Origin of the sequence: Pseudomonas costantinii (genome assembly GCF_001870435.1) — a bacterium.
In the GTDB taxonomy this organism is placed as follows: domain Bacteria; phylum Pseudomonadota; class Gammaproteobacteria; order Pseudomonadales; family Pseudomonadaceae; genus Aquipseudomonas; species Aquipseudomonas costantinii.
Genome location: NZ_MDDR01000015.1, coordinates 41,480 through 66,051 on the forward strand (window position 1 = coordinate 41,480; position 24,572 = coordinate 66,051).

A 24,572-nucleotide genomic window follows, 5' to 3' on the forward strand; every position below is an offset into this window, starting at 1 on the left:
TTCGCTCCCTGTCATTTACACGTTGGATAAACGTCACAAATGCGCCCATCCGGCATTTTTATCGGCTTGAAGTCTGTGGTATTGCTACCGCAGTAGGCGGACAGATCTTCAAAGCTCTTACCTCTACAACGTTTCCAGCCTCCCGGAACTGCTATCCAACTGTTGCCAAAAGCAGGTAACTCCTCCTCAATAACATTCAGTACCAGCCTGAGTATTTTCCCCTTCAACTGATCTCGTTGAGCACCACCACCCGCTTTATATTTTTCCGGTTTCCCCAGTTCATCCAACGAATTGCACTCCAGCATTTTGGTAATCGCATGTGAGCGACCTACCGTGCGGAAATACCATCGACATTGCCCTCGCAACTCCTGTACCCCCGACTCAGGCATTTCCGGAAAACCGTCCGGCAAGCGATCTGGAATACCAATGCTCGCTTTGTCCCCTCCTACGTCCGAATTACGCTTTCCCCACTTCGCATAAAACTCAAACTGCACACTGCTCAACACCGAAGGGCACCCCTCAATGGTTTCACTTAACGGCAACTCATAACTCACCCGGTTGGCCACAGGATTGAATTCCGTAAAAAACAGCTTCCGTTCTGGTCTCTTGCCCCGGCGTACCGGCAAGGTGCAGGTCTCACCCGTAGCGGGACGGTAGTTAGCAGCCGTTTTGAGTTCAAAATCCGGCGGCAAATCCACCTCCAGCGTAAAGCGATCAACCGGCCCCACCGCACACCCTGAAAGCCATCCCGTTCCAAGTGCTACTAACGCCCCAAGTGTTCGCCTACTCATACTTTCCCCCCAACCTGCGCCACTGTTCCGACACCCGTTCAAAATGATCCCCCGGCGTCTCCCCTTCTATTGGCTGCCACCGAATGACACTGGCTCGCGTCGCCTCCTCCATCCGACGTACCACCAGGAATTCAAGCTGCTGCGGCCCACGCCACTGCCAGGCACGGGCTTGTTCCAGCACCTGCGCCAGCCAGACTCTGGGGTCCTGGAACTCGACCAAAGCAGCGAGGCATTCGCTGTGCTCGGTCAGCAGGTAGCGCAGGATATTGGCGTGCAGGATGGCTGCAGCCTGGGGATTGGGAGTGTTCAACCAGGGCGCGGGAACAGGCACCGGATACTCACCTGGGGCAGGATTTTCGCTCTGGCACCAGTGGTCCTCATGCCAGTAACACACGCTGATCAGCGGGCCGAGGAATACCGGCAAATGCTCGTTCGCAAGATGAGCCAACGCCCGAGCCAGGGTGCGGTTATCGTGAAAGCGATACACGGATTGGCTTCCCGCTGGCCCGACCAGCAGGCGCTCGCGCCAGTGCCGAACCACGTCAGCCAAGTCTTCGTCGGGCAGACTGCCCAACCAGCCCCAGTTCGCTTGGGGGGTTTGCAGCAAATCGACCAGCGCAGGTTCGCCTACCTGATCCAATAGCAGGATCAACGGCCCCGCCGTTGCCAGCTCGACCACGGCGGTCTCATTGTAGAAACGGCAATACTGCGACAGCGTACGGACAGCCAACAGCGCTTGATGCGCGTCGTGTTTACCGTCAAGGATCAGGCAGAGTCGACGCCCCGCCTGTTGCTGTTGGGCCATCCACCGGCCTGGCATGCTCTCCATCAAGCAGCCCTCCCAATGATGTTGCACTGGCCTTCGCGGCATGGCTCGCACACCGGACAAAAGTCGGCGCCCAACTGCCGGGCGACATCCATGAGTGCATCCTGCGCGGCAGATATTTTCGGGCGCTCCGTTACCGACAGTGGGTTTGCCAACCGAGTAACAGGCGGCAATCCGCCGACGGTGATGGGCCTGCTGCTGAAAATCGCGCCCGCCTGGATCAGCAGGTGCTCTCCTCCAGCCTTGAGGCTCAGTTGCGCGCCCGCGTCGATAACCAGGCTGGCACCGGCCTTGAGGTAGACCTGTTGCCCAGCTTCGATGATCAGGGACTGGCCAACGTGGGTCTGGCTATCACCTTGTATGTTCAGATGATCGTTCGCGTTGAGCACGACCTTGCGATCGCCCGTCACCTGATGATGTTCCCCGCCAGCCAAGTGAACCGTGCTTAGCCCCCGAATGTTTTCTCGGCGCTCGCCAGCCACCTCCAAGCGGCTGTCATGCCCCACCCGCTGCTCCAGATCACGCTGGGCGCGCAGGTAGATAAGCTCCTCGCCACGGCGGTCTTCAAGGTGCAGCTCGTTGGCGCCCGCGCCGCCAAGGGAACTGCGGCTACGCAATACGCTACGCGTCTTGTGTTGCGGCAAAGGATAAGTAGGCATGTGCAGTGCATTGGGTAGGCAACCGTTGATCAACGGCCGGTCGGGGTCGCCTTCCAGAAAGGTCACCAGCACTTCCATGCCCACTCGCGGAATCAACGTCGCGCCAAAGCCATCGCCCGCCCAACCGGATGCCACACGTACCCAGCAACTGCTTTTTTCATCGGTGTTGTCCAGGCGGTCCCAATGAAAACGGACCTTCACCCGGCCATAGGCATCGCAATGCACCTCCTCGCCTGGCGGCCCCGTCACCGTGGCGGTCTGGCTGCCATTGATGGTTGGCTTAGGGTGCTTGAGAGACGGTCGATACACTGCACGCCATGGCGTTGCAGTGAATCGGTTGCGATACCCCTGGAATACGCCCACCTCATACACCGCCTCCTCCAGCACTTGCGGTTGATAACCCTCATGACGCACCGAGGTGATCAACCACAGATCGTTACAAGCCGGGTCCGGGTGGTCACACAGTTCGAGAAAGTGACCGCTGCTCAAAGCCGGTTGATCACTTTTACCTAATGCACGATGACGGTCGCCCTGATGTCGCTCCAACCCCCTGCGCGCCAATTGCCGACCCCGCGCATGGTCAGTGAAACCGGCAGGGTAACGGTAGTCTTCCAGGGATTGCGCCGATGGAGGGCCGGCCTTGTCTTGAAGGCGCAACGAAGGGTGTTCGAAGTCATAGTCACGGCGCTCCGTTTGCCGGCTGCGGGTTTCCAGGCGTACATCGAAACGACGGATCACTCTCGTTCCGACCGCCTGGTCGCCCACTGAGCAGTAACGTTGCGCAGGCAAGCGTCGAAACACCGTCTGGTCATCACCAAACACCAATAGATGATTATTTGGACGATGGCGAAAGTGGTAGTGAATGCCCTCCTCCTCACACAACCGCTGGATGAAGTGCAGGTCGGTTTCCGCGTACTGCACGCAGAACGTGCGTGGCGGATAGACCACTGGGCCGAGTTCAAAGGCATAGGCGTCGGCAAGGATGCCGTGGTGTTCGAGTACCGAGGCGATAATCTGCGGCACACTGCGCTGTTGGAAAATCCGCTGGTCACGCCGGAGGGCAAGACACGCCAGGCGGGGCGCCAGGGTGAGGTGATACCGGGTGAGCCGCCCCCCCGGATCATCCCGACCGATGGCGTAAACCTGCCCATGGAGCCCGGCATCCGCTTCGCCAAAATCAAGATAGGCAGGCTGGTGGAGCAGCGCCTCCAGATCAAGGGATGGGTTTTCGCTGACTAACTCCAGTTGAATGAAATAGGGCTGATCAAGAACTTCACTGCCTTTGAAAGCCAGCACCTGAAAGTCACTGACTACCTCTGTAAGGATCAACTTAAAACGTGACGAAACAAACTCACCCACCATCCGTAGTTACCCATCATCAGTTATTTTACTGAAAGGCTTTCTCCCGGAGGATGTTGATTTAACGGCTGGGAAAAAGCGCCTGAACGCAGTGAAGCTTAGCGATTTCAGGCGAAATTAAGCTCCCTGAAAATAAAAAAGAAGTTTCATACGAAGTGGTCGGAAGAGTCTTTTACAGAATAAGACAAAGAAATATTCAAATAACCTGCAACAACAAGAAAACTCTTACACTCGCCTTACAAACATAACTAATAGATAAAGAAACAGCTGACACTTATTAAAGATATCAGCCGTTCTTCCAATCTCAGGTTTGCGGCCGTGCAGTCCCGAACAAACTGACGCTCAGCAATGTTTCACCCTGACTTTGCAACCGCACCGGCGCCGTGCCGCCCGGCATGACCACAGCCACTTCCCCGCTCTCGACCCAACCCGCCCGCCACGATGCGCAAGCCACTGCACTGGCGCTGGTCCCTGAGGACGCGGTAGGCCCCTCTCCTCGCTCAAACACCCGTGCGATAACCCGATTGCCCACAGACCTGGCGGCCCATTGCAGATTGACCCCAGCAGCACAAAGCTGGCCGCGACCGACTGGGGGTGCAAAGGCAATCGCCTGCAATAGATCAAGCAGCGCAGGTTGATGCATCGACTGATTGTCAGGTAATGCCCCCTCTTGCTCGACGAGTGTCACGCAATGGGGATTGCCCACACGAACAAACTGACTACATACCCATTGCGGGTTGATCGCAGCCAGCGCAGCCACATGACTGAACTCACGATGCCTCACTGCAACCGTATCAACCCCGTCAGCGCCTACCGCTGATGGCCCGAACGCCGGTTGCCCCAGGGCCAGCCAGAACCCTGCGACGTGTTCGTAGACCGCAGGTTCCGCGTACGTTGCAACCGGTGATGCCGCATCAGACTTGTCGTGATGGACCCGCAACTCACACCCCTGAGTCATCAAGCCCTGATCGGTCAGTGCCTGAGCAAAAATCGTCAAACCGTTGCCACTGCGTTCGGCGAGTGTGCCATCTGTATTGACGATCAACAGGTCAAACGGCGGCGTAGCCTGGAACGGTCCGACCAACAAGCCATCGCAGCGGTGTGCCTTGGCATCGACCGCATGCGGTAACGCGCCCCATCCACATTCGGCGGCGATAGCCGACGATGCCCAATCCTTGCGCGCGTTCGCAGCCAGGTCGGCGTGTTCGGGCACTTCAATGCCTTGATTTCGTAAATAGACCGGGCTGACCACCCCGTAGATATTGCCCCGCGCGTCGTAGAACAGGGTCATGTTGCCACCTGCCTGAGAATCTTCATCGTCTCGTCCGTCCAGTTACCTACACACTGGGGCAACAGCGTATTACAGAACAGCCCGCTGCCGGGAGGAGGACTGGAAGGTGGTAATCCACCGCGAGAAACCCGGGGCTCAGCATTTTTCGCGAGAATTACGCACCTTCCAGGCCACCGCCTGCAGGTTCGATTGCTCCTGTGTGGCCACTAACGTCCAGCACGTTCCCGATGTGTAAAAATAAAAGTCGTGACCTGCAAACGGAACCCAACTCGCTCGACAGGGCCTGATATGCAAGGATGTCGCGCCGGACATCGTTCGTTGAACGCGCAACCAAGGATTTTTCATGACTGCCATCCCCACCTCAGCGCCCGTGGTTCCCGGGCGGCTGGAACAAATGTCGACCCGCATCGCTTTTTTCATCGCTGGTTTCGGCATCGCGGCCTGGGCACCACTGGTGCCCTATGCCAAAGCGCGAGCGCAACTCAACGAGGGCACGCTTGGCCTGCTGCTGTTGTGCCTGGGGGTGGGGTCAATCATTGCCATGCCGGTGGCGGGCGCACTGGCATCGCGCTATGGCTGCCGACGCGTGCTGACTGCTGGCACGATCATTATCTGCGTGGCCCTGCCGATGCTCGCCACTGTCAGTTCGATTCCGTTGCTGATGGCTGGGCTGTTCTTGTTTGGCGCAGGCCTGGGTACCGTGGACTCGACGGTCAACCTGCAAGCGGTGATCGTTGAGCGAGCCAGTGGAAAAACCATGATGTCGGGCTTCCATGGTTTGTTCAGCCTGGGTGGCATAGTCGGCGCCGCGGGTGTTGCCGGATTGTTGGGGCTGGGCCTGTCGCCGCTGCAGGCGACCCTGGTGGTGATTGTCATCATGGCAATCGCGCTGCTCAAAGCTGGCCCGCACCTGCTGCCCTACGGCAGCGAAAGTTCAGGCCCGGCGTTCGCCGTGCCTCACGGCGTGGTGCTGTTTATCGGCTGCCTGTGTTTTATCGTATTTTTAGCTGAAGGTGCCGTGCTGGATTGGAGTGCTGTGTTCCTCAGCGCCGAGCGTGGCCTCGATGAGGCTTACGCCGGCCTTGGCTACGCGGCCTTTGCCTTGACTATGACCGCTGGGCGCCTGACCGGTGATGCCATTGTTCGACGCCTTGGCGCCACCCGGGTGATCGTGATCGGTGGCACGCTGGCCACCGCTGGCCTGTTGCTCGCCACACTATTGCCAGCTTGGGAAACGGCGCTGCTGGGGTATGCACTGGTGGGTGCCGGCTGTTCGAATATCGTACCGGTGCTGTACACCGCCGTTGGTAAACAAAAGGTCATGCCGGAACATATCGCAGTGCCGGCCATCACCACCCTGGGTTATGCCGGCATTCTCGCCGGCCCTGCAGTGATTGGCTTCATCGCCCACGGCAGCAGTTTGAGCACCGCCTTTGTGCTGATCGCAGTGTTACTGGCGGGTGTGGCCATCAGCGGTAAAATTCTCAAGGTGTAATACCGCTCATCTCACAAGGCCAGGATGCTACCTGGCTTTGTACATCTCTTGCTGTTCCAGCCAGCGCTCCAGGCTTCTGTTGCAAAGCCACCCGTCGTGCTTGGGACGACCAAACAAGCGCATGTTATTGGCACGCTCCAATGAACGTAGTAAGCCCGGACGCTCAATGACGTTTTTTGCCGTGTACACACAGTGTTCGCTGTACTTCTTCCTGGGTAGCCCAGTAGCGGGCTCCAGAATGGGCATCCCCTGTGAATCGGTGTCATCGGGGTCATTCATCACGGCTTTGAGCAGCGCAATTTCCAAGTATTCAAGCGCTTCAAAAAAAACCGTTCGATCTTTGGGTTTGTCCCTCAGTTGTTTGAAATAGCCTTGCAGAGCCTGAACAACCTTGGCATTGCCTTGGCCATGAAAAGGGTCCGGGCTGAAGCCTCCGGGGGAGCTGTTACCCAGCAAGGCTGCGGCGACGGCGCTCAGGCTGTCACGGGTGATATACCCCTCGCAATCGATGATCGAGTCATTCAAAAGCGGGCGTTTGAGAATTTCCCTGGCCACCAGGATCATGCGGTCCCGCACATTAGTCTCCCAGCAGCGTTTCAGCTGCCAATTGCCGCAGAGATGACTGCGTCAATCGCCCGTCCTTGAAAAAAGAGTGCAACTCGCCGAAGTTTCTCTCCAACTCGCCCGCCAACTGGCTATCGGTGGAGTTCGGACCGGGGGGGGCGGTGTTCGCGCGAGTAGCCGGTGCGTTCTGCAACGCCTGGTAGCGCAGCGAGGACAAGGTTCCTCGCAACAGCGCGGGCCGCCGCGGCGGCACATCCTGCCGGGCGTATTGATCATCGCTGGGCGGGTAAACAACGGGCGGCGGCGAAGCCCAACGGACCTCTACCCCGTCCATGGTCGTTGGCTGCCCGCGCGGTATTGCACCCTCAATTTTCATGCGTCATCTCCCACCTTTTCCAGATCTGCGCTTGCCTGAAAGCCACCACAGAGGTGCCCCGAATCATCGAATTGATTCCAGAGCAGCAAGCAACCGATGTGTGGTTAGCTGAACGCAATAGTTCCGGGCGGCGTGTGAATACCAATAACAGCGTGTAAAAAAGTGAGGCGCGGGATCAACCTGGTTTTTGCCCACACCACCAACGTGTGAGGCCCTTGATCAGCGCCGCCCATGCGCATACTAACTTGGCGTCAGTCTGGCTTTCCTGCCCAGGCTCAAGCATACCGCGGGTGAAATCATCGGCGACCGGCGCGTGGAATTTGCATTGGACCGCAAAGGCTTTCATACGCAGCCTTTCTGCGGCGTATCCGTTTGATAGGGGCACTGGGGCGACGCCTGTCGATGCCCCCTCGGCGTTTACCGGGGTTGACCGATCTACGTCATGCACATTGTGAAAGGCCTCACCGCCAACGGTTTGGCTGGATTGAAACGCAGTTGAAGTCATGTCTGGGCCCTGATTCAGTGTCTGAAAAGCGGCCGTTTTCGTTAAAGCCGCTAGGGTTGTATGCCCTGAGTGGCGAATGGATAGAAATAGTTCCTGACACAATCCAAAGCCCGAGGCGCCGCAAACATTCGCAACGCCTGACTGCACTCCGCTCTTTCAGCTAGCGGGATAATATTTGGAGTGCATGTTTGCTGATTCGGCCATCTGCGTCTCTGCTCGCGAGATTGTCCATTTTTGTCAGTAAATCACTGCGTTTGAGGACCGCCTGAGCCAATTGAATTAGGTGGTCCCTTGGAGAGTCGCCCGTCAGGGGTTTAGCGGCCAGTTTTTCAGGTCTCTGATATTAATTTCGCGTCCTCCAAAACCCTCTTTCAATTGATTGAAATGGCTGAGCATCTCCTGACCTATTTCCTTGTCAGTCTTGTATTTGAAGAGGTTATCGTCGCGAATGACACTGCCCAATTGCCGCTTATCGATCTGACCGTCCAGCGCCCCCGTCCCACTGTTTCGGTCAAAGGCGGCGATCACCTCGGGACGCCGCATAAGCTCTCTGGCCAGTTGAATATTTTGATTCATAACGGGGTTCCTACCCAGAGGTCTTCCCGCCATCTCTTTAATAGCGCTGGTATTCATGGTCATCGATTGACTCGACCCTGAAAACGCCTTGAAGTTGTCCAGCAGCGCCTGCCCCAATTGCTCATTACTTTTCGTTGAGTAGTTGGGGCCTGGTTTAACCGGCAGGTGCGGGTGCGGGTGCGGGTGCGGCTTGCCAATGCTGGGATCAGGCCTTGGCGGCGCACTGTCGCAATGTGAATGCATAGGGGGACGCTGCCCGACAAACCATTGCCCCAACCACTGCTGGAGCTGCTGCAGGAGCCCCTGGGGTAAGGCCGGCGTCATTGCAGAAGTGTTTTGGTGATGGGCAAAGTGATTGTGATCACTGTGACGATGAGTCGGAGGATGACGATCGCCAAACATTGGTCCGGCCTGGTTTTCTCGCGAAAAATTGACGCCTCCGGTGTTGTTGCCGCCGTCGTAGGACGGTGCGGCAGGTGCCGGACGGCTGGCCTTGGCATCGGGTTTAGGGTTGAACTGAGAAGTGTCAGTGGTAGATGAAACAGATACAGGTGTATCGAGAGTCGATATCGACATAGGTGCCTCCAGTACAATAATGTTAGATCTTTAACCTGTCGCTCCACCGTTACGTCGAGGACAATCGGGTCTCCACTTGTGTGGCGCATCTGTCGGAATAGGTTCCTGATCAAGCAGTAAGCTGGTTAAAAAGGCGTAGGAAACAGGCAAAAAAAATCGCAGCCCTTGAGCTGCGATTTTTCGTCTCACCGGCAGGTCAGAACCCGACGCTTGCCTGTACGAAGAACGTACGTGGCTCACCCAGATACAACCCGGCATTGTTGTCACTGGAGCGCGTGTAGTGCTGTTGGTCGAAGACGTTTTTCACGCCCACGCCCAGTTTCAGATTCGACAGCTGCGCACCGAAGTCATAACCGCTGCGCACGTTGACTGAGACATAACCCGGAATGTCACCGTACTGACCATCGGCTGTGCCCTGAGTGATATAGGTGGTGCCGGTGCCTGGCGCACGTTGACCGGACTGAGCGTAAACGTCCAGGTTGTGGGTCCAGTGGTTCACGCCATAGCGCAGTCCCAAAGTGGCCACTTCACGGGAGTACAGCGGCAGGTCGCGGCCCTTGAAGGGTACATCGCCCTCGGAGGTGGCCTTGGTGTAGGTGAAACCGGCGCTAGCGGTCAGGCCGTCCAGACGCGGGTCCAGGTTCGACAGGTCATAGTGGGCCGATGTTTCAATACCTTGGTGCTTGGTGGCGCCCAGATTGGTCCAGCCCACATCGTTGCTGACGTATTGCAACTCATCCGAGAAGTCGATGTAGAACAGCGTTACCTCACCGCCCCAGACGCTATCGTTGTAGCGCGTACCAATCTCGTAGGTCTTGGCTTTTTCCGGGTTCAGGCCGTTGGCGGTCTGGTCGCCGGTGCCACCCTGGCCGAGTTGGAAGTACTGCAGGCTGCCGAAAGACGTTTCGTAGTTGGCGAACAGTTTCCAGGCGTCGGATACGTGGTACATCACGCTCAAGGCCGGTAGCGGTTCGTTGTTGCTGACCTCGCGATTTTTCTCCTGGGTGCGCACACCGTTCAAGGCGACTACCGGGCGGTCATGCCAGGTGGTCTTGATGTCTTCGAAGCGTATGCCCGGAGTAATGGTCCACTTGCCGATATCGACCTTGTTATCGATATAGAAGGCGTTGGCCTCGGTACCGCCAGTCCGGTCCTGGTAGACATGACCGTCGCTCTGCCCGCCCGGTGTTGGTACGTTGTTGACCAGGTTCAGGCTGGTCGCCTGCTCGTGCATGCCTTCTTTGAGATAGCGATAACCGAGGCTAACTTCCTGGGTGCTCGGACCCACGTCGAACACATGGGAGACCCGCGGCTCGATGCCGAAAGTGTAGTAGGTGCGCGGGTAGGAACCGAGGGTCTTCAGGTCACGGTTGGCGATGTTGCTGCCACGGAAGCTGTCGGAATAGTAGGTCAGCACTTCGGCCTGGGTACGGTCGTCAATCTGGCGGATGTATTTGAAAGACACGTCCTTGCGGCGGCCGCTGAAGTTGTCCCAGTCACGCACCGATTGGTACGGATTGGCGCTGAACTGCTTCTGGGTCAGGCCGCCGGGCATATCGGCGCTGGCGTCGTAGTAGTGGAAGTTCAGCGAGAAATCGTCTTGATCGGTCGGCGCCCAGTGAGTCTTGAAGATGACGTCGTCGATGTCGTTGGAATTGTTGCTGTTGCGGTAGCCATCGCCCTTGACCCCGGAATACAGCAACGCAGCTCCGATGCCGTTGTCCGCCGTACCGCCGACGAAAGCGTTTTCAATGTGTTTCCAACCGCCGTGGGCCGAGGTTTCCAGGGTAGTACCGACGTCGCCGGAAAACTTCTCCGGAATCGCACGGGTCACGAAGTTGATCACACCGCCGACGTTCTGTGGCCCATAACGCACGGAACCGGCGCCGCGTACCACGTCGATGCTGTCCAGGTTCCCGGCGGAGATCGGTGCCATCGACAGTTGTGGTTGACCGTACGGGGCAAACGCCGCCGGCACGCCGTCGATCAGCACCGTGGAGCGCGGCGACAGGCGTGAGGTCAGGCCACGCACACCCACGTTCAGGGAAATATCGCTGCCGCCGGTACCGTTGGATTCCTGCACCTGCACCCCAGGGACACGACGCAGCACGTCACCGACATTCATTGCGCCCTGCTCCACCATGGCTTCGCGACGGATGACCGTGCGCGCGCCAGGGTGGTTCTGCACCACTGCGGCGTTGGCATCGCCGAGCCAGTCACCGACCACCTTGATGTCGGTGACGCCCAGTTCCAGAGGCGAGCCGGCTTCACCAGTGCCACTGCTCAGCGGGCGTAGAGTCACGGAGCCGGCGTCGATCTGGTAATCCAGGCCACTGCCTTGCAACAACTGGCGCAGGGCTTGTTCCGGTGAAACGTTGCCGTCGACCGCTGGTGCTTGCTTGCCCGCGACCATGTCGGGACTGAAAAACACTTGCAGAGAAGTCTGCTGGCCCAATTGGCTCAGCGCCGCGCCCAGGGGTTGGGCGCGGATATGAATGCCGTCCGCAGCGTAGGCCGCTGGCAGCGCGACACTGACAGCAAGCGCCAGGGCCAGGGGCACCCAGCGGGAGATTTTATTGTTGTTCACGGCGAGTTTTTTCACGTCGAACTTAGTCCTGTAATCGCAAGAGTATGCGGCTGTTAATGCAAACCAGTTGCAGTTACAAAGGAAGACGAAGAACTCGAAAAAAACCTGAATATCAACGTGAAATAATTTCCTGGCTGCCGTCCGGCAAGGTTCGCAAGGCGACCGGCAGGATGTGCGGCAAGGCTTTGAGCAAGGCATCGGTGTCGCTGGATTTGAACACGCTGGTCAAGCGCAGGTTGCCCACCGCAGCCGTACTGACCCGCAAGGGTTGCTCGCGGTAACGCGACACTTCCCGGGCTACTTCGCCGAGTGTGGCGTTGTTGAACACCAGCTTGCCGCTGCGCCAGGCCGTCAGTTCATCGGTATTCACCGCATAGGCTGCTGCGACTTGCCCAAGCGAATCGACATGCGTACCCCGGCCGGCCGTAAGCATCACACTCTGATCCGACGAACGCCCCTGCACCTTGACCGTACCGGCCTCGACCGCCACACGGGTCTGGTCGTCATCACGGCGTACATCAAACCGCGTACCGGTGACCGTCACCTGCCCTGCCCCGGCGGCCACGACAAACGGTCGGCTGATGTCATGCTCGACGCTGAACATCGCTTCGCCCTGCTTGAGCTCCACACCGCGCCGGCCTTTTTCATAGTGCACCGCGACCACACTGCGGCTGTTCAGGTCCATCACCGAACCGTCGGGCAAGGCCACCTGGCGATGCTCACCCAATCGGGTACTGAACTCGGCATTGTAGGGTTTTGGATGATCAAGCCCGCTGAACAACCCCAGCCCCAAGGCGACCGTCACCACACTCGCGGCAACCGCATAACGCAATACGGCGCGACGCTTGGGACGCTCGAGCGGCGCATCGCATAGCGCCTGCAAGCGAGCTTTGGGCAGCAGGTCGGTGGCGCTCCACAGCCCTTGCAACACATCGAATTCATATTGGTGCTCCGGCTGCTCTGCACGCCAGGTGTCGAAACGCTGCCGCTCTTCGACGCTCAACTCGGCGTCTTGCAGGCGTACAAACCATTGCGCGGCTTCGTCGCGAGCACGGCTATCCATCATGGAAGATCCTGTTTCAAAGCGGGTCATGGGGCCATCGCATCCAGGCGGTCACGCAAATGCCGCAGGGTGCGGATCATATACTTTTCCACCATGTTTTTAGACAAGCCCAGGCGTACGGCGATTTCCTGCTGAGTGAGGCCCTCGATTTTCTGCCAGATGAAAATCTTGCGACAGTTGAGCGGCAGCTCGGCCAAAGCCCGCTCGATGGAGTCCGCCAACTGGATCGCGTGCATGAAATGCTCCGGGTCGCCGCTGTCGGGCGAACTCTGATCAAAGGCTTTCAGCGCCAGCGACTCGCGACGGTCTTCGCGGCGGTAGGCGTCAACGGCGATATTGCGCGCCGTTTGATGCAGGTAGGCGCGCGGCTGCTCAACCTCGCTCGAACGGGACTCAAGCACCCTGACAAAGGTGTCGTGCGCCAGGTCTTCGGCCTGCTGACGGTTTCTCAGGCGACGTGTCCAGGTTCCGATCAACTCTTCGTAGTGCTCGAAAAAACCTGTTCTGCGGGGCGGCGGAGGAATCATCGCGAGAGCACTGGGGAGGCGGGGTGTGAATAGTAATGCTTCCTATTAAGCCGGGCAATTGCTTCCCGTCGCTCAGACTGTCGGTGTAGTCATTCAAAAAGATGAGACTTCTTTCAAATGACTGGAAGAAAGGGCTTTTCCAGAACGCCGTAACTCACTAGCCATGCAAGGTAGATGTTCGCGCGCTTCTCAGAAAAATAATCCAGCAGCAGTATCATCGCCACCTGCCACGCCACACCGGCTCCAAAACCTTCCCAAACACTACTATGAGCCGCCAGCCCGAGCAGAAACACAGCCATGACAAACAATATTATTTCGGTCCTGCGACTGATTGAAAGCCCATTCAACACCGCTTTTACACGAGGGATTTCCTCTTGCACGATTCGCTCCGGTGCATACACAAGCATATGCTCCACTCGCGCAATGTCTTTAGGGCTGCGGATCCAGACCGTAAGTCCCACCACGATCTGGATCAGTGCTAAAACGACGAGTGAATACCCGGCACCGTGCCAGAATGGCCCGCTGTAGCAACTGGCAACTGCCACTCCTACAGCGACAAGACCCAGGATCACGAACAACAAACCTGCTTTACGCTCAGCATCAAAGTAAGCTTCGACAGCGTTGCCTGCGTCCCCTCCTCCACCCTCATGACGTGACACTGTTTTGATACCTTGTGACTGATTACAACTAATGCTCTTGAAACCAGCTAGCAACATGACCAACTGCACGATCGACCACATCAGGCTGTTCGTAATACTGGAAGTGATTGGTTCCGTTTTCCCAAATAAGCTTTTTATCTGCGCCAGGAATTGAATCGAAATGACGACGGGCCGCCGCCGGATTCATACAGGTGTCCGAATGCACGATAAGTGCCGGTTTTTTTAGCTGGGCCACTCCTGGCACCGTCGTGTAATCAAAATGGTCCAGATCACTCATGATTGCGTAACGGTTTTCCCAGCCCTTCAGCGTCCAAGGGCCATACCAGCTCCAAACCAAAGGCCCTGGCAGCCCCGCACTCGATCCGAGTATCGGGTCGCCCAATTGCGCGTCCACAAGAGGCTGGTACACGACTTCGCCGGTTGCTTCATAGCGGGCCTTTGCATCCCTTGCGCGCTCTAGACGAGCGGCGAGCAAAGCTTCCAACTGCTCAGTCGTCGGAGCTGTCGCGGGATCAAACGGGTTTTCACTGACGCCGGCAGCAAGCATGAACAGATCAGTTTCGCGGTCACGGTAATATCCGGTAACCGACGCAACAGCGCCCACCCGATCATCGTATGAAGCGATGTCCAGCATCTCGGGGCCTCCCTGGCAAATACCCAGCAGGAATACTCGCGTCCGGTCGATATCCTGCCGTGTCAGCAGATGATCCAGCGCCGAGACAACGTCCTCATTCTTCATTCTCGGATTTTCCAAGCGCCGCGGCATACCGCCACTTTCACCCACTGTGCGCGGGTCGAACGCCAGCGCGGCGAACCCCTCATCGGCCAGTCGGGTCGCGTATTGGGTGGGTGCTTGTTCCTTGGAAAACGAATAAGGGCCCAGCACTACAACCACCGGGAAAGGCCCCTTTCCTTGCGGCCGATAAAGCACGCCGACCACCTCGTCGCCATGGGAGTCAAAAGCGATTTTTTCAGCTGTGTAATTACCGTGTGCGGACATATTTACGCCTCCAACGTCTTGAGTTCACCGAGCTTATGGGATACTCACTGACGCGAATATGGCCACAATACTTGATAAATACATGAACAATACTCACCAGTTAAAAGGCATGGATTTCTTCACTCTGAGCGTGTTTCTTGCGGCGGCAAGGCACCTTAACTTCCGTGCAACGGCATTGGACCTGGATATCACGCCCTCAGCTGTCAGCCATTCGGTAAAGGCGCTTGAGCAGAAACTGGGTGTGCGCCTGTTCAATCGAACAACGCGCAGTGTGTCGCTGACCCACGCGGGTGAGCGGCTGGCCAAGAAGCTGACCCCCGCAATGACTTCGATTGCCGATGCGATGCAGGAGGCGGATGACACTCGCTCGGTCCCCAGCGGCACGATCAGGATCAATGCCAGTGAGGGCGCTGTGCGCATGATTTTTCGCCCCGTGCTTGCTCGCTTCTTGCGGGAGCACCCATCGATACATCTGGACGTGGTGACCGATGGCAAGCTCAGTGACGTCACCGCAGACGGATTCGACGCCGGCATCCGGCTGGCGGAGGCCGTGCCGCAAGACATGATTGCTATCCGCCTGACGGACGACATACGTTTTGCCGCCGTGGGATCACCCGATTACTTTTCAGCACGCGGACGCCCAAATACCCCACAGGATCTCTACCAGCACGACTGCATCCGCTTCCGTTTTGACAGCGGCGCAATTTACCGGTGGGAATTTGAACGTCAGGGCCGCAAGGAGGTTATCAATGTCAGCGGCCCTCTTACGCTGACTGACCAGCCTTTTATGGTTGAAGCCGCAATGGATGGAGTCGGCATCGCCTTCGTTCCTGAGCATCTGGCAATTGGTGCCATAGGGGACGGCAGGCTTGAGCGTGTACTCGATGATTGGTGCCCTTCAGTGCCGGGACTATGCCTTTATTATTCCGGGCATCGCCATGTATCAGTTGCGCTTCGCACACTCATTGAGGCTATCCGCCGGTGAACTTGTGACCCGCCGCGCCAGTCAGCTAACTGAACGCTCTGATAAAGGCGCCCAGGCGATTGCCATCGATGGCGATGTATCGAAAGAAGCGGACGTAGAACGCTGACGCCTCTGACTATGTGGTAGGCAGTACTCTGTTTATTGATGGCGGCATGAGCCTTTATCCGGAGTTTCGTGGCAATGGTTGATTTGAAGAACGACCCCCAAAGCGCCATCGATGCCCACGGCATCATTGGCGACATGCGCAGTGCGGCGCTGGTCAATGACAAGGGCAGCATCGACTTTTTCTGCTGGCCGGAATTCGACAGCCCGTCGATCTTTTGCGCCTTGTTGGACACACCCCAGGCGGGTGTTTTCCAGCTCACCCCCGACCTGCCCAACGCCCGCCGCGAGCAAATCTACCTGCCCGACACCAACGTGCTGCAAACCCGCTGGCTCAGTGATGAGGCTGTGGTGGAAATCACTGACTTGCTGGTGATCAGTGAGGAAGTCGACGACCTGCCGCTGCTGATTCGTCGTGTACGCGTGGTCAGCGGCAAGGCGACGATCCACCTGCGCTGCGCCGTACGCCATGACTATGCACGCACGCCAACCCACGCCAGCAATGTGGATGGCAAGGTGCATTTCACCGCCGACGGCCAGCCCGGCCTGTGCCTGGCGAGCAGCCAACCATTGCAAATCGAAGACGATGCCGCCGTCAGCACGTTCACCCTGACTCAGGAAGAAGGCGCCGAATTTGTCCTCGGCAGTGAGGATGACGAGCGCGTCGATAGCAGCTGCACCGACCTCCCTCTGGCGTACACATTGAAGTTCTGGCGCGGCTGGATCGCACAGTCCAACTACCGCGGGCGCTGGCGTGAAATGGTCAACCGCTCGGCCCTGACTCTCAAGCTTCTGACCTCACGCAAACACGGCGCAATCATCGCCGCCGCGACCTTCGGCCTGCCGGAAACACCCGGTGGCGAACGCAATTGGGATTACCGCTACACTTGGATCCGCGATGCGTCGTTCACCGTCTACGCGTTCATGCGCCTGGGGTTTGTCGAAGAAGCCAACGCCTATATGCGCTGGCTCAAAGGTCGGGTCAGTGACTGCAGTGGCAAGCCGACCAAAATCAATATCCTCTACGGCATCGACGGCCGTCAGGAGTTGCCGGAAACCGAGCTGGGCCACTTCAGCGGCCACGGCGGCGCCAAGCCGGTGCGCATCGGCAATGAAGCCTTCGACCAGATCCAGTTGGATATTTATGGCGAGCTGATGGACGCGGTGTATCTGGTCAACAAATACGGCGAAGCCATCTCCCACGAGGGCTGGAAACACACGGTGGAAGTGGCCGACCAAGTCTGCGAAATCTGGAACCGCAAGGATGTAGGCATCTGGGAAATGCGCGGCGAGCAACATCACTTTTTGCATTCTCGACTGATGTGTTGGGTAGCATTGGACCGCGCAATTCGCCTGGCCTCCAAGCGTTCGTTGCCCGCCCCGTTTGCGCGCTGGGACCAGACACGCCAAGCGATCTACGCCGATATCTGGAGCAACTTCTGGAATGAAGAACGCGGGCACTTTGTGCAGCACATCGGCAGCACCGCACTCGATGGCTCAATGTTGTTGATGCCGCTGGTGCGCTTCGTCGCCGCCACCGACCCACGCTGGCTGTCGACGCTGGAAGCCATCCAAAAAAGCTTGGTGCGCGACGGCATGGTCTACCGCTACCGTAACGACGACAGCCAGATCGACGGCCTGCAAGGCACCGAAGGCGCGTTTGCCGCGTGCTCGTTCTGGTACGTCGAATGCCTGGCGCGTGCCGGGCAAGTGGAGAAAGCCCACCTGGAATTCGAACAATTACTGCGCTACGCCAACCCACTGGGCTTGTACGCCGAGGAGTTCGACAGCCAGGCACGGCACCTGGGCAATACGCCGCAGGCATTGAGCCATCTGGCGTTGATCAGCGCAGCAACGTTTCTGGATCGTAAGCTCAGCGGCGAGAAGACCGTCTGGCAACCCTGAACACATCCCCTCATGGGTTTGAGCTAGAGTTCCAGCCACTTTGACCCGCCGATAAGCGACCATCATGACCACAACCGCCCCGCTGCTGTATGTCCGCACGCCCATGCTCGATGTGGCGTATGAAGCCCACGGCCCCGCAGACGGTGAGCCGGTGATCCTGCTGCATGGTTTTCCCTATGACCCTCGCGGCTATGACGAAATCGCCCCCGCTCTTGCCGGGCGCGGCTACCGGGTATTAGTGCCGTACCTGCGCGGTTATGGCCCGACGCGGTTTATCAACGACCGCGTCATGCGTTCCGGCCAACAGGCGGCGCTGGCCAAGGACTTGCTGGATTTCATGGATGCCTTGTCTATCGCACAAGCCACGCTTGCGGGTTATGACTGGGGTGGTCGGGCCGCGTGTATTGTCGCCGCACTGTGGCCGGAGCGTGTGCGGGGGTTGGTGACCGGGGATGGCTACAACATCCAGGACATCGCCCACTCACTCAAACCTCTGGCACCGGAGACGGAACATCGGTTGTGGTATCAGTTTTACTTTCACACCCAGCGTGGTGTGGACGGTTTGACCGCCAATCGCCGCGAGTTCTGCGCGTTGTTGTGGCGGCTATGGTCACCAACCTGGGCCGAGGGGCCGGGCCTCTACGGCAAGACCGCGCCATCGTTTGATAACCCGGATTTTGTCGAGGTGGTGATTCACTCTTATCGCCATCGTTTCATGTACGCACCCGGCGATCCGGCGCTGGAGTCCATTGAGCAGGCCCTGGTGCTGCAACCACCGATTTCGGTGCCGAGCATTTCGTTGTGCGGCGCCGATGATGGCGTGGGCCCAGCGCCGGCCGAGGATGAGGATGTGGATCACTTCAGCGGTTTTTATCGGCGGCAGGTGTTGCCTGGCGTTGGCCACAATATTCCCCAGGAAGCGCCGCAAGCCACCCTTGAAGCGCTATTGGAGTTGCTCGCTCAAACCGCCGGCGAGAACCGTTCACGGTAAGCCTGCGGCGTCACCGACAAGGCGCGTAAAAAGCTGCGACGCAGGGTTTCTTCACAACCAAAACCGCACTGCGCAGCGATGCGTTTGATCGACGCCGTGCTGTCCGCCAGTTGCTGGCGCGCGGTCTCGACGCGGATCAACTCGACCGCGCGCGCTGGGGTCTGGCCGGTTTCGGCGCGATAGTGCCGTACGAAGCTGCGTTCGCTCATGCCAACCTGAGCGGCCAGGGTCGGGATATTGAGGTCGAGGGTCAGGTTTTCCGCCATCCAGGCATGCAAATCGGCAAAGCGGTTGTCGCCCTTTTGCAGGGACAGCGCCACGCTGAATTGCGATTGACCGCCCGGACGCTTGAGAAACACCACCAAATGCCGCGCCACTTCCAGGGCGACGGCGCGGCCCAGGTCTTCTTCCACCAGCGCCAAACAGAGGTCGATGCCCGCCGTCACACCGGCGGAGGTCCACACCGCGCCTTGCTGGATGAAGATCGGGTTGGACTCCACCGTCAGCGTGGGAAATTTGCGCGCCAATTCTTCGCAGCGAGTCCAGTGGGTGACCACCCGGCAGCCGTCGAGCAAACCACTGGCCGCCAGCAGGAAAGCGCCGGTGCACACCGAGGTCATGCGCCGGGTGTGCCGGGATTTTTCGCGCACCCAGTCCACCAGCGCCGGGTCTTCGGCGGCGCCATATACCCCCCAGCCGCCGGCGATCACCAGCGTGTCGCACGGCGTGTCGACGTCGGGCAATGGCTCGGCCACCAGTGCCAGGCCGGCAGAGGTCATCACCGGTTCGGTCTGGGCAGCGATCACCGAGACGGCGTAGGGCAACGGTAAACCGCGCTGGCGGGCCAGGTCATTCGTTGAGGCGAACACCTGCAACGGCCCGGTCACGTCGAGCACCTGTGCATTGTCAAAAGCGAGTACGTGGATAATTCGAGGCATGATTGGCGTGATGTGTGGGCTAAATGGCGTATGCGCCAAAGCCTAGGCCTCTAGAGTGAAGCCGTCCACCCCTTTATCGGAGCGTCATTCATGACCTTGCAGATCGGTTTTTTGTTGTTCCCCGGCATCCAGCAACTGGACCTCACAGGCCCCTATGACGTGCTCGGTTCACTGCCGGATGTGAAACTGCACCTGGTGTGGAAAGACCTGGAGCCAGTCACTTCCAGCACCGGTCTTGTGTTCACGCCAACCATGACCTATGCCGACTGCCCGAATCTGGATGTGATCTGCGTACCGGGCGGCGCAGGCGTCGGCGCGCTGATGGAAGACCCGCAAACCCTCGACTTCCTCAAGGTCCAGGCAACTACCGCGCGCTACGTAACCTCAGTGTGTACCGGTTCGCTGGTGCTCGGTGCGGCGGGTTTGCTGCGTGGCCGTAAAGCGACGACTCACTGGGCCTACCACGACCTGCTCGCCCCACTCGGCGCGATCCCGGTACAGGCGCGCGTGGTACGTGACGGCAACCTGTTCACAGGGGGCGGCATCACCGCCGGGATCGACTTTGCCCTGACCCTCGCGGCTGAGTTGTATAGCGAGGCCGCCGCGCAACTGGTGCAGTTGCAGATTGAATACGCCCCGGCGCCACCGTTCGATTCAGGCAGCCCGGATACCGCGCCCAAGCACGTGTTGGAGGAAGCCAACAAACGCACGACGGAGTCGCGCCGAGTACGTGGTGAGATCGTGGCCCGGGCAGCCGCGCGGTTGGGCTGAAGCGCCTCTTCAGGCTGGGCGAGACATCAGTGCCAGACGTGCGGCCAGCAACATCAATACCGTCGCCAGGCCCCATTTCTGAAGCCTGGCGCTCTGGGAGCGCCCGGCGAAGAACCGGCTGAGCGTGCCGCCAAAAATCCCCAGTAACGCATGAAACACACCCGCAATCAGGGTCAGGACGCCGCCCAATATCAGCAGTTGCAGCGTGATGGACCCGGCCTCGGGCCTGACGAACTGCGGCAAGAACACCATAAAAAACAGCAACGCCTTGGGGTTGAGCAAACTGTTGAGCATGGCCTGAAGAAACACTCGGCTCAGACGCTCTCGCTTAACCTGAGCAGCATCCAGGCCAGGGCTCTTTTGCAGGGTCTTGAACACCAGCCACAGCAGGTAAATCACTCCCGCGTAGCGGATCAGGTCGAAGGATGGCGGCCAACCGGCAACCAACGCCGTCACCCCAGTGGCCGTCAATGCGGTCAGCAGCAGGTCTGCCACGCAGATTCCCAGGCTTGAGGCCACGCCACCGCGCCAGCCATAACTCACGCCATGGCTGATAACGAAGGCCATGTTCGGTCCTGGCGATAACAGCAACAACAAAACAGCACCTGAAAAAACCAACAGGGTTGCAAGGTCGATCATGCTCAAACCATCCACCGGGGAAAACCGGCAGGTTAATCGGCCCACCTAAGGCAAACAAAAAATTGTGCTGGATACATTCCTCACAAGTGAAGGTACTTGGTGCGCCCTGCCGCCCTCCTTGCCCGTCTTACAACTCACTTTGAAAAAGGTTCCCCGTCAAACAGGAAAAATCTCACATTTGTTCCTACACTCAAAATCACCCCCCCCTGACCGAGTTTTTGAACAAGGAGCGTCAACAAAATGTCGACAAATGGACCAGTTAGCGCGTATAACATAAAAAATCCGCACCATCGTCAATTCATTGACTAATAAAGTATAAGAAACACCCCTTTGGCCGCCACCCCGCACATTTCCTTCATTTGGATAGATAGATTGTCACATTCTGCCCAGAGTAGCTGTCGTTCGACTTGCCATTTGATAAGCAGTCCGCTGCCTTATTGATCAGACCGCCGAACAGAGTGCCTGGAGTGCAGTGAGGGATGTTTTTATGCAAGAAAAGTCGTCAGTCGACAGCCTGTTTCTGACCCGCGCCGGTTTTGTCGAGTTCTTCGTTGTTTTTGTCAAGCTGATCCATGGCCTGACGGCCATCCTGCCTCCGCTGGCCCTGATATTGTTCATCGACCCGATAGACCCTCAACTGCGCCCGCATTTCCTGGGCCTCCTGCTGTTTTTCGCACTCCTCGTCATTATTCTGTTCCATGCCCTGGGGGTGTATTCCGAGGAGCTGTTCAGCAATCGCCTGCGCTTTCGAGTCATGTTGGTGGCATGGACGTCGGCGTTCTGCATCCTGCTGTTCATGTATCAGATATTGCTGCTGTTCCCACAGTTGAGCCCGCGCAACCTGGCGTTCTGGTTCACCACCAGCCTGGTACTGTTCGGCATCGAGCGCATCCTGATGCTGCGCCTGTTTCGCAACTTGATGAAGAACGGCAAATACCTGCAACGCACGGTGATTCTTGGCTTTACCGATACCGCCGTGCACGTTGCCGAACACCTTTCGCGCAATAGTGACATCCGCTCCGGCCTGATCGGTTTTATCGACGATCGCACTGAGCGTATCCCCAAGGAGCTGAGTAACCTGCCCCTGCTGGGCAACACCCGCGACCTGGAAAAACTGATCCGCTCCGAGCAGGTCAACCAGGTGATGATCACCCTGCCTTGGGCCGCCGAGCAACGCATTCATGGACTGGTCAATCGCCTGCGCCAGATGTCGGTGAACGTGATGCTGGTACCCGACATGGCCGCCCTGCGCTATGGCCACAGCCGCATCACCGACGTGGGCGGCATTCTGATGTTCAACACCTCGCAGTTGCCGCTGCGTGGCTGGTCGCCGTTCATCAAGCGCTGTGAAGATCTACTGTTGGCCAGCCTGGCATTGGTGGCGCTGTCGCCGGTGATGCTGGTGACGGCGATTGCGATCAAGCTCGACTCCAAGGGCCCGGTGCTGTTTCGCCAGAACCGTTATGGCTACAACGACAACGAGATTCGCGTCTTCAAGTTCCGCTCGATGTTCACCGAACAGAGCGACCTCACCGCTGAACGCCAGACCACCCGCCAAGACCCACGTATCACACGCGTGGGTCGCTTCATCCGCAAAACCAGCATCGACGAGTTGCCGCAGTTGTTCAACGTGCTGCGGGGCAATATGTCCATGGTCGGCCCGCGCCCCCACGCCACCGCCACCAAGGCGGCAGGCATCCCGTTTGAAGTGGCGGTGAGCGAATACAGCTCGCGGCATCGGGTCAAGCCGGGCATCACCGGCTGGGCACAGATCAACGGCTATCGGGGGGAAACCGACACCCTGTTCAAGATCCAGAAACGCGTCGAGTACGACCTGGAGTACATCTCCAAGTGGTCGGTGTGGTTTGACTTGTACATCGTCTTCATGACGGTCCCGGCCGTTCTTTCCACCAAGGAAGTCTATTGATGAATGCCCTCAACGGATTAATCCCCTGCATTATTTCCGGTGGTTCGGGCACACGGCTGTGGCCGGTGTCCCGGCAGAACATGCCCAAGCCCTTCATGCGCATGCGTGACGGGCAGAGCCTGCTGCAAAAAACCTTCCAGCGTGCCGCCCAACTGCCCGGCGTCGAAAGTGTGCTCACGGTGACCAACCGCGACCTGCTGTTTCGCACGCTGGATGACTACCGCGTAGTCAACAAGGCCCACTTGCCCCTGGACCTGTTGCTGGAACCGTTCGGTCGCAACACGGCAGCCGCCATCGCGGTGGCGGCACTGCATGTGCAGGAACATTTCGGCGGAGACGCCCAGTTACTGGTGATGCCTGCCGACCATTTGATCCTTGATGAAGCCGCGTTTGCCAAGGCCGTGACTCAGGCCCGCGACCTGGCCGAAGCCGGGCTCCTGGTGACCTTCGGCATCCAGCCCGACCAACCGGAAACCGGCTTTGGCTACATCGAAAAAGGCGAAGCACTGGGTACAGGCAACCGGGTCAAACGCTTTGTCGAAAAACCTGACCTGGCCACCGCCCAAGGCTACCTCGATGGCGGTAAACACCTGTGGAACGCAGGCATGTTCTGCTTCAAGGCCAGCACCCTGGTGGACGAACTCGCCGCCCATGCCCCCGACGTACTGGTGGCGGCCAAAGCCGCACTGGAACACAGCCAAAGCCTGCAAAACAAAACCTCGCGCCAGCGCGAGCTGGATTCGGACGCTTTCGGCAGTGCACCGGATATTTCCATCGACGTGGCGCTGATGGAGAAGTCCAAGCAAGTGGCCGTGGTGCCTTGCAACATCGGCTGGAGCGACATCGGTTCCTGGGAAGCCCTGCGTCACCTCACCCCCAGCGACGCCCATGGCAACCAGATCAATGGCGAAGCGATTTTGCACGACGTGCACAACTGCTACATCGACTCACCCAAGCGCGTACTTGGCGCTGTCGGTGTACGCGACCTGATCATCGTCGACACCCCGGATGCCCTGCTGATCGCCGATGCCAATCGCAGCCAGGAAGTGCGCCACATCGTCGCCGAACTCAAGCGCCAGAATCACCCGGCATTCAGCTTGCACCGTACCGTCACCCGGCCGTGGGGCACCTACACCGTGCTGGAGGAAAGCAGCCGGTTCAAGATCAAGCGCATCGTGGTCAAGCCCCAAGCGTCGTTGTCACTGCAGATGCACCACCACCGCAGCGAACACTGGGTCGTGGTGAGCGGCGCGGCACAGATCACCAATGGCGACCGTGAGTTTCTGATCAACGCCAACGAGTCCACCTACATTCCGGCCGGGCACAAACACCGCCTGACCAACCCGGGCATCATTGACCTGGTGATGATCGAGGTGCAAAGCGGCGAGTACCTGGGGGAAGACGACATTGTGCGCTTTGACGACATCTACGGTCGTGCGCCTGCAGAAGTGAAAAAATGA

21 protein-coding genes and 1 pseudogene are annotated in these 24,572 nt (G+C 58.4%); 8 read left to right on the forward strand and 14 right to left on the reverse strand.

Annotation, left to right across the window (positions count from 1 at the left end; translation table 11 throughout):
• Positions 1 to 11: 11 nt before the first annotated feature.
• From BFL40_RS08185 to BFL40_RS08200, 4 genes are all read right to left on the reverse strand, one after another.
• Positions 12 to 791, reverse strand: coding sequence for a hypothetical protein (locus tag BFL40_RS08185; RefSeq protein WP_071483488.1), 780 nt, complete (start codon positions 789 to 791; stop codon positions 12 to 14).
• The gene (locus tag BFL40_RS08190; RefSeq protein ID WP_071483489.1) at positions 784 to 1,620 is read right to left on the reverse strand and encodes a DUF4123 domain-containing protein; all 837 of its coding nucleotides are present in this window, start codon (positions 1,618 to 1,620) and stop codon (positions 784 to 786) included. The genes BFL40_RS08185 and BFL40_RS08190 overlap by 8 nt, the downstream gene beginning before the upstream one ends.
• Positions 1,620 to 3,638, reverse strand: coding sequence for a type VI secretion system Vgr family protein (locus BFL40_RS08195; RefSeq protein ID WP_071483490.1), 2,019 nt, complete (start codon positions 3,636 to 3,638; stop codon positions 1,620 to 1,622). Before BFL40_RS08195 ends, BFL40_RS08190 begins: the two co-directional genes overlap by 1 nt.
• Positions 3,639 to 3,939: 301 nt before the next feature.
• Positions 3,940 to 4,926, reverse strand: a complete 987-nt coding sequence (locus tag BFL40_RS08200; protein WP_071483491.1) for a hypothetical protein — start codon at positions 4,924 to 4,926, stop codon at positions 3,940 to 3,942.
• Positions 4,927 to 5,269: 343 nt separating this feature from the next.
• Between BFL40_RS08200 and BFL40_RS08205 the strand changes: the two genes are divergently transcribed.
• Positions 5,270 to 6,421, forward strand: a complete 1,152-nt coding sequence (locus BFL40_RS08205) for an MFS transporter (RefSeq protein WP_071483492.1) — start codon at positions 5,270 to 5,272, stop codon at positions 6,419 to 6,421.
• 27 nt (positions 6,422 to 6,448) lie between these two features.
• Here BFL40_RS08205 and BFL40_RS08210 read toward each other — a convergent pair whose 3' ends face one another.
• From BFL40_RS08210 to BFL40_RS08250, 8 genes are all read right to left on the reverse strand, one after another.
• Positions 6,449 to 6,985, reverse strand: a complete 537-nt coding sequence (locus BFL40_RS08210; protein ID WP_218170212.1) for a type III secretion effector protein — start codon at positions 6,983 to 6,985, stop codon at positions 6,449 to 6,451.
• Between the two features lie 13 nt (positions 6,986 to 6,998).
• The gene (locus tag BFL40_RS08215; protein ID WP_071483494.1) at positions 6,999 to 7,361 is read right to left on the reverse strand and encodes a hypothetical protein; all 363 of its coding nucleotides are present in this window, start codon (positions 7,359 to 7,361) and stop codon (positions 6,999 to 7,001) included.
• Between the two features lie 811 nt (positions 7,362 to 8,172).
• Positions 8,173 to 9,018, reverse strand: coding sequence for a type III secretion effector protein (locus BFL40_RS34045; RefSeq protein WP_235864753.1), 846 nt, complete (start codon positions 9,016 to 9,018; stop codon positions 8,173 to 8,175).
• Between the two features lie 196 nt (positions 9,019 to 9,214).
• Positions 9,215 to 11,620 carry a TonB-dependent siderophore receptor gene (locus BFL40_RS08230; protein WP_071483495.1) on the reverse strand — a complete coding sequence of 802 codons (2,406 nt, stop codon included), beginning with the start codon at positions 11,618 to 11,620 and terminating at the stop codon, positions 9,215 to 9,217.
• 97 nt (positions 11,621 to 11,717) lie between these two features.
• Positions 11,718 to 12,671: a FecR family protein gene (locus BFL40_RS08235; protein WP_139213536.1), complete on the reverse strand. Its 954-nt coding sequence runs from the start codon at positions 12,669 to 12,671 to the stop codon at positions 11,718 to 11,720.
• A gap of 23 nt (positions 12,672 to 12,694) precedes the next feature.
• Positions 12,695 to 13,195, reverse strand: a complete 501-nt coding sequence (locus BFL40_RS08240) for a sigma-70 family RNA polymerase sigma factor (RefSeq protein WP_071483496.1) — start codon at positions 13,193 to 13,195, stop codon at positions 12,695 to 12,697.
• Between the two features lie 113 nt (positions 13,196 to 13,308).
• On the reverse strand, positions 13,309 to 13,935 hold the full coding sequence (locus tag BFL40_RS08245) for a hypothetical protein (protein WP_139213535.1): 627 nt from the start codon (positions 13,933 to 13,935) through the stop codon (positions 13,309 to 13,311).
• Positions 13,883 to 14,854, reverse strand: coding sequence for an alpha/beta hydrolase (locus tag BFL40_RS08250; protein WP_071483498.1), 972 nt, complete (start codon positions 14,852 to 14,854; stop codon positions 13,883 to 13,885). The genes BFL40_RS08245 and BFL40_RS08250 overlap by 53 nt, the downstream gene beginning before the upstream one ends.
• An 82-nt stretch (positions 14,855 to 14,936) precedes the next feature.
• On the opposite strand from BFL40_RS08250, the gene BFL40_RS08255 reads away from it, so the two are divergent.
• The 4 genes and pseudogenes from BFL40_RS08255 to BFL40_RS08265 all read left to right on the forward strand — a co-directional run bounded on the left by BFL40_RS08255 (position 14,937) and on the right by BFL40_RS08265 (position 18,837).
• Positions 14,937 to 15,839 carry a LysR family transcriptional regulator gene (locus BFL40_RS08255; protein WP_071483526.1) on the forward strand — a complete coding sequence of 301 codons (903 nt, stop codon included), beginning with the start codon at positions 14,937 to 14,939 and terminating at the stop codon, positions 15,837 to 15,839.
• 101 nt (positions 15,840 to 15,940) lie between these two features.
• Positions 15,941 to 16,027: pseudogene (locus BFL40_RS33640) on the forward strand (sugar dehydrogenase); the annotation flags it as partial.
• Positions 16,020 to 17,846 carry a glycoside hydrolase family 15 protein gene (locus tag BFL40_RS08260; protein ID WP_071483499.1) on the forward strand — a complete coding sequence of 609 codons (1,827 nt, stop codon included), beginning with the start codon at positions 16,020 to 16,022 and terminating at the stop codon, positions 17,844 to 17,846. The pseudogene BFL40_RS33640 and the gene BFL40_RS08260, both read left to right, overlap by 8 nt.
• A gap of 64 nt (positions 17,847 to 17,910) precedes the next feature.
• A complete protein-coding gene (locus BFL40_RS08265; RefSeq protein WP_071483500.1) occupies positions 17,911 to 18,837 on the forward strand; it encodes an alpha/beta fold hydrolase in 927 nt (308 codons plus the stop codon).
• Here the strand turns inward: BFL40_RS08265 and BFL40_RS08270 are convergent.
• Entirely contained in the window at positions 18,807 to 19,775 is a 969-nt protein-coding gene (locus BFL40_RS08270; RefSeq protein ID WP_071483501.1) for a GlxA family transcriptional regulator, read from the reverse strand. The genes BFL40_RS08265 and BFL40_RS08270 overlap by 31 nt on opposite strands.
• Before the next feature lie 90 nt (positions 19,776 to 19,865).
• Here BFL40_RS08270 and inhA point away from each other — a divergent pair, with 90 nt between their 5' ends.
• A complete protein-coding gene (inhA, locus tag BFL40_RS08275; protein WP_071483502.1) occupies positions 19,866 to 20,546 on the forward strand; it encodes an isonitrile hydratase in 681 nt (226 codons plus the stop codon).
• A 9-nt stretch (positions 20,547 to 20,555) separates the two neighbouring features.
• Here inhA and BFL40_RS08280 read toward each other — a convergent pair whose 3' ends face one another.
• Positions 20,556 to 21,185: a LysE family translocator gene (locus tag BFL40_RS08280; RefSeq protein ID WP_071483503.1), complete on the reverse strand. Its 630-nt coding sequence runs from the start codon at positions 21,183 to 21,185 to the stop codon at positions 20,556 to 20,558.
• A gap of 487 nt (positions 21,186 to 21,672) precedes the next feature.
• Here BFL40_RS08280 and BFL40_RS08285 point away from each other — a divergent pair, with 487 nt between their 5' ends.
• Positions 21,673 to 23,112, forward strand: coding sequence for an undecaprenyl-phosphate glucose phosphotransferase (locus tag BFL40_RS08285; protein WP_071483504.1), 1,440 nt, complete (start codon positions 21,673 to 21,675; stop codon positions 23,110 to 23,112).
• Positions 23,112 to 24,572 (forward strand): mannose-1-phosphate guanylyltransferase/mannose-6-phosphate isomerase, encoded by a 1,461-nt coding sequence (locus BFL40_RS08290; protein WP_071483505.1) that lies wholly within the window; start codon positions 23,112 to 23,114, stop codon positions 24,570 to 24,572. Before BFL40_RS08285 ends, BFL40_RS08290 begins: the two co-directional genes overlap by 1 nt.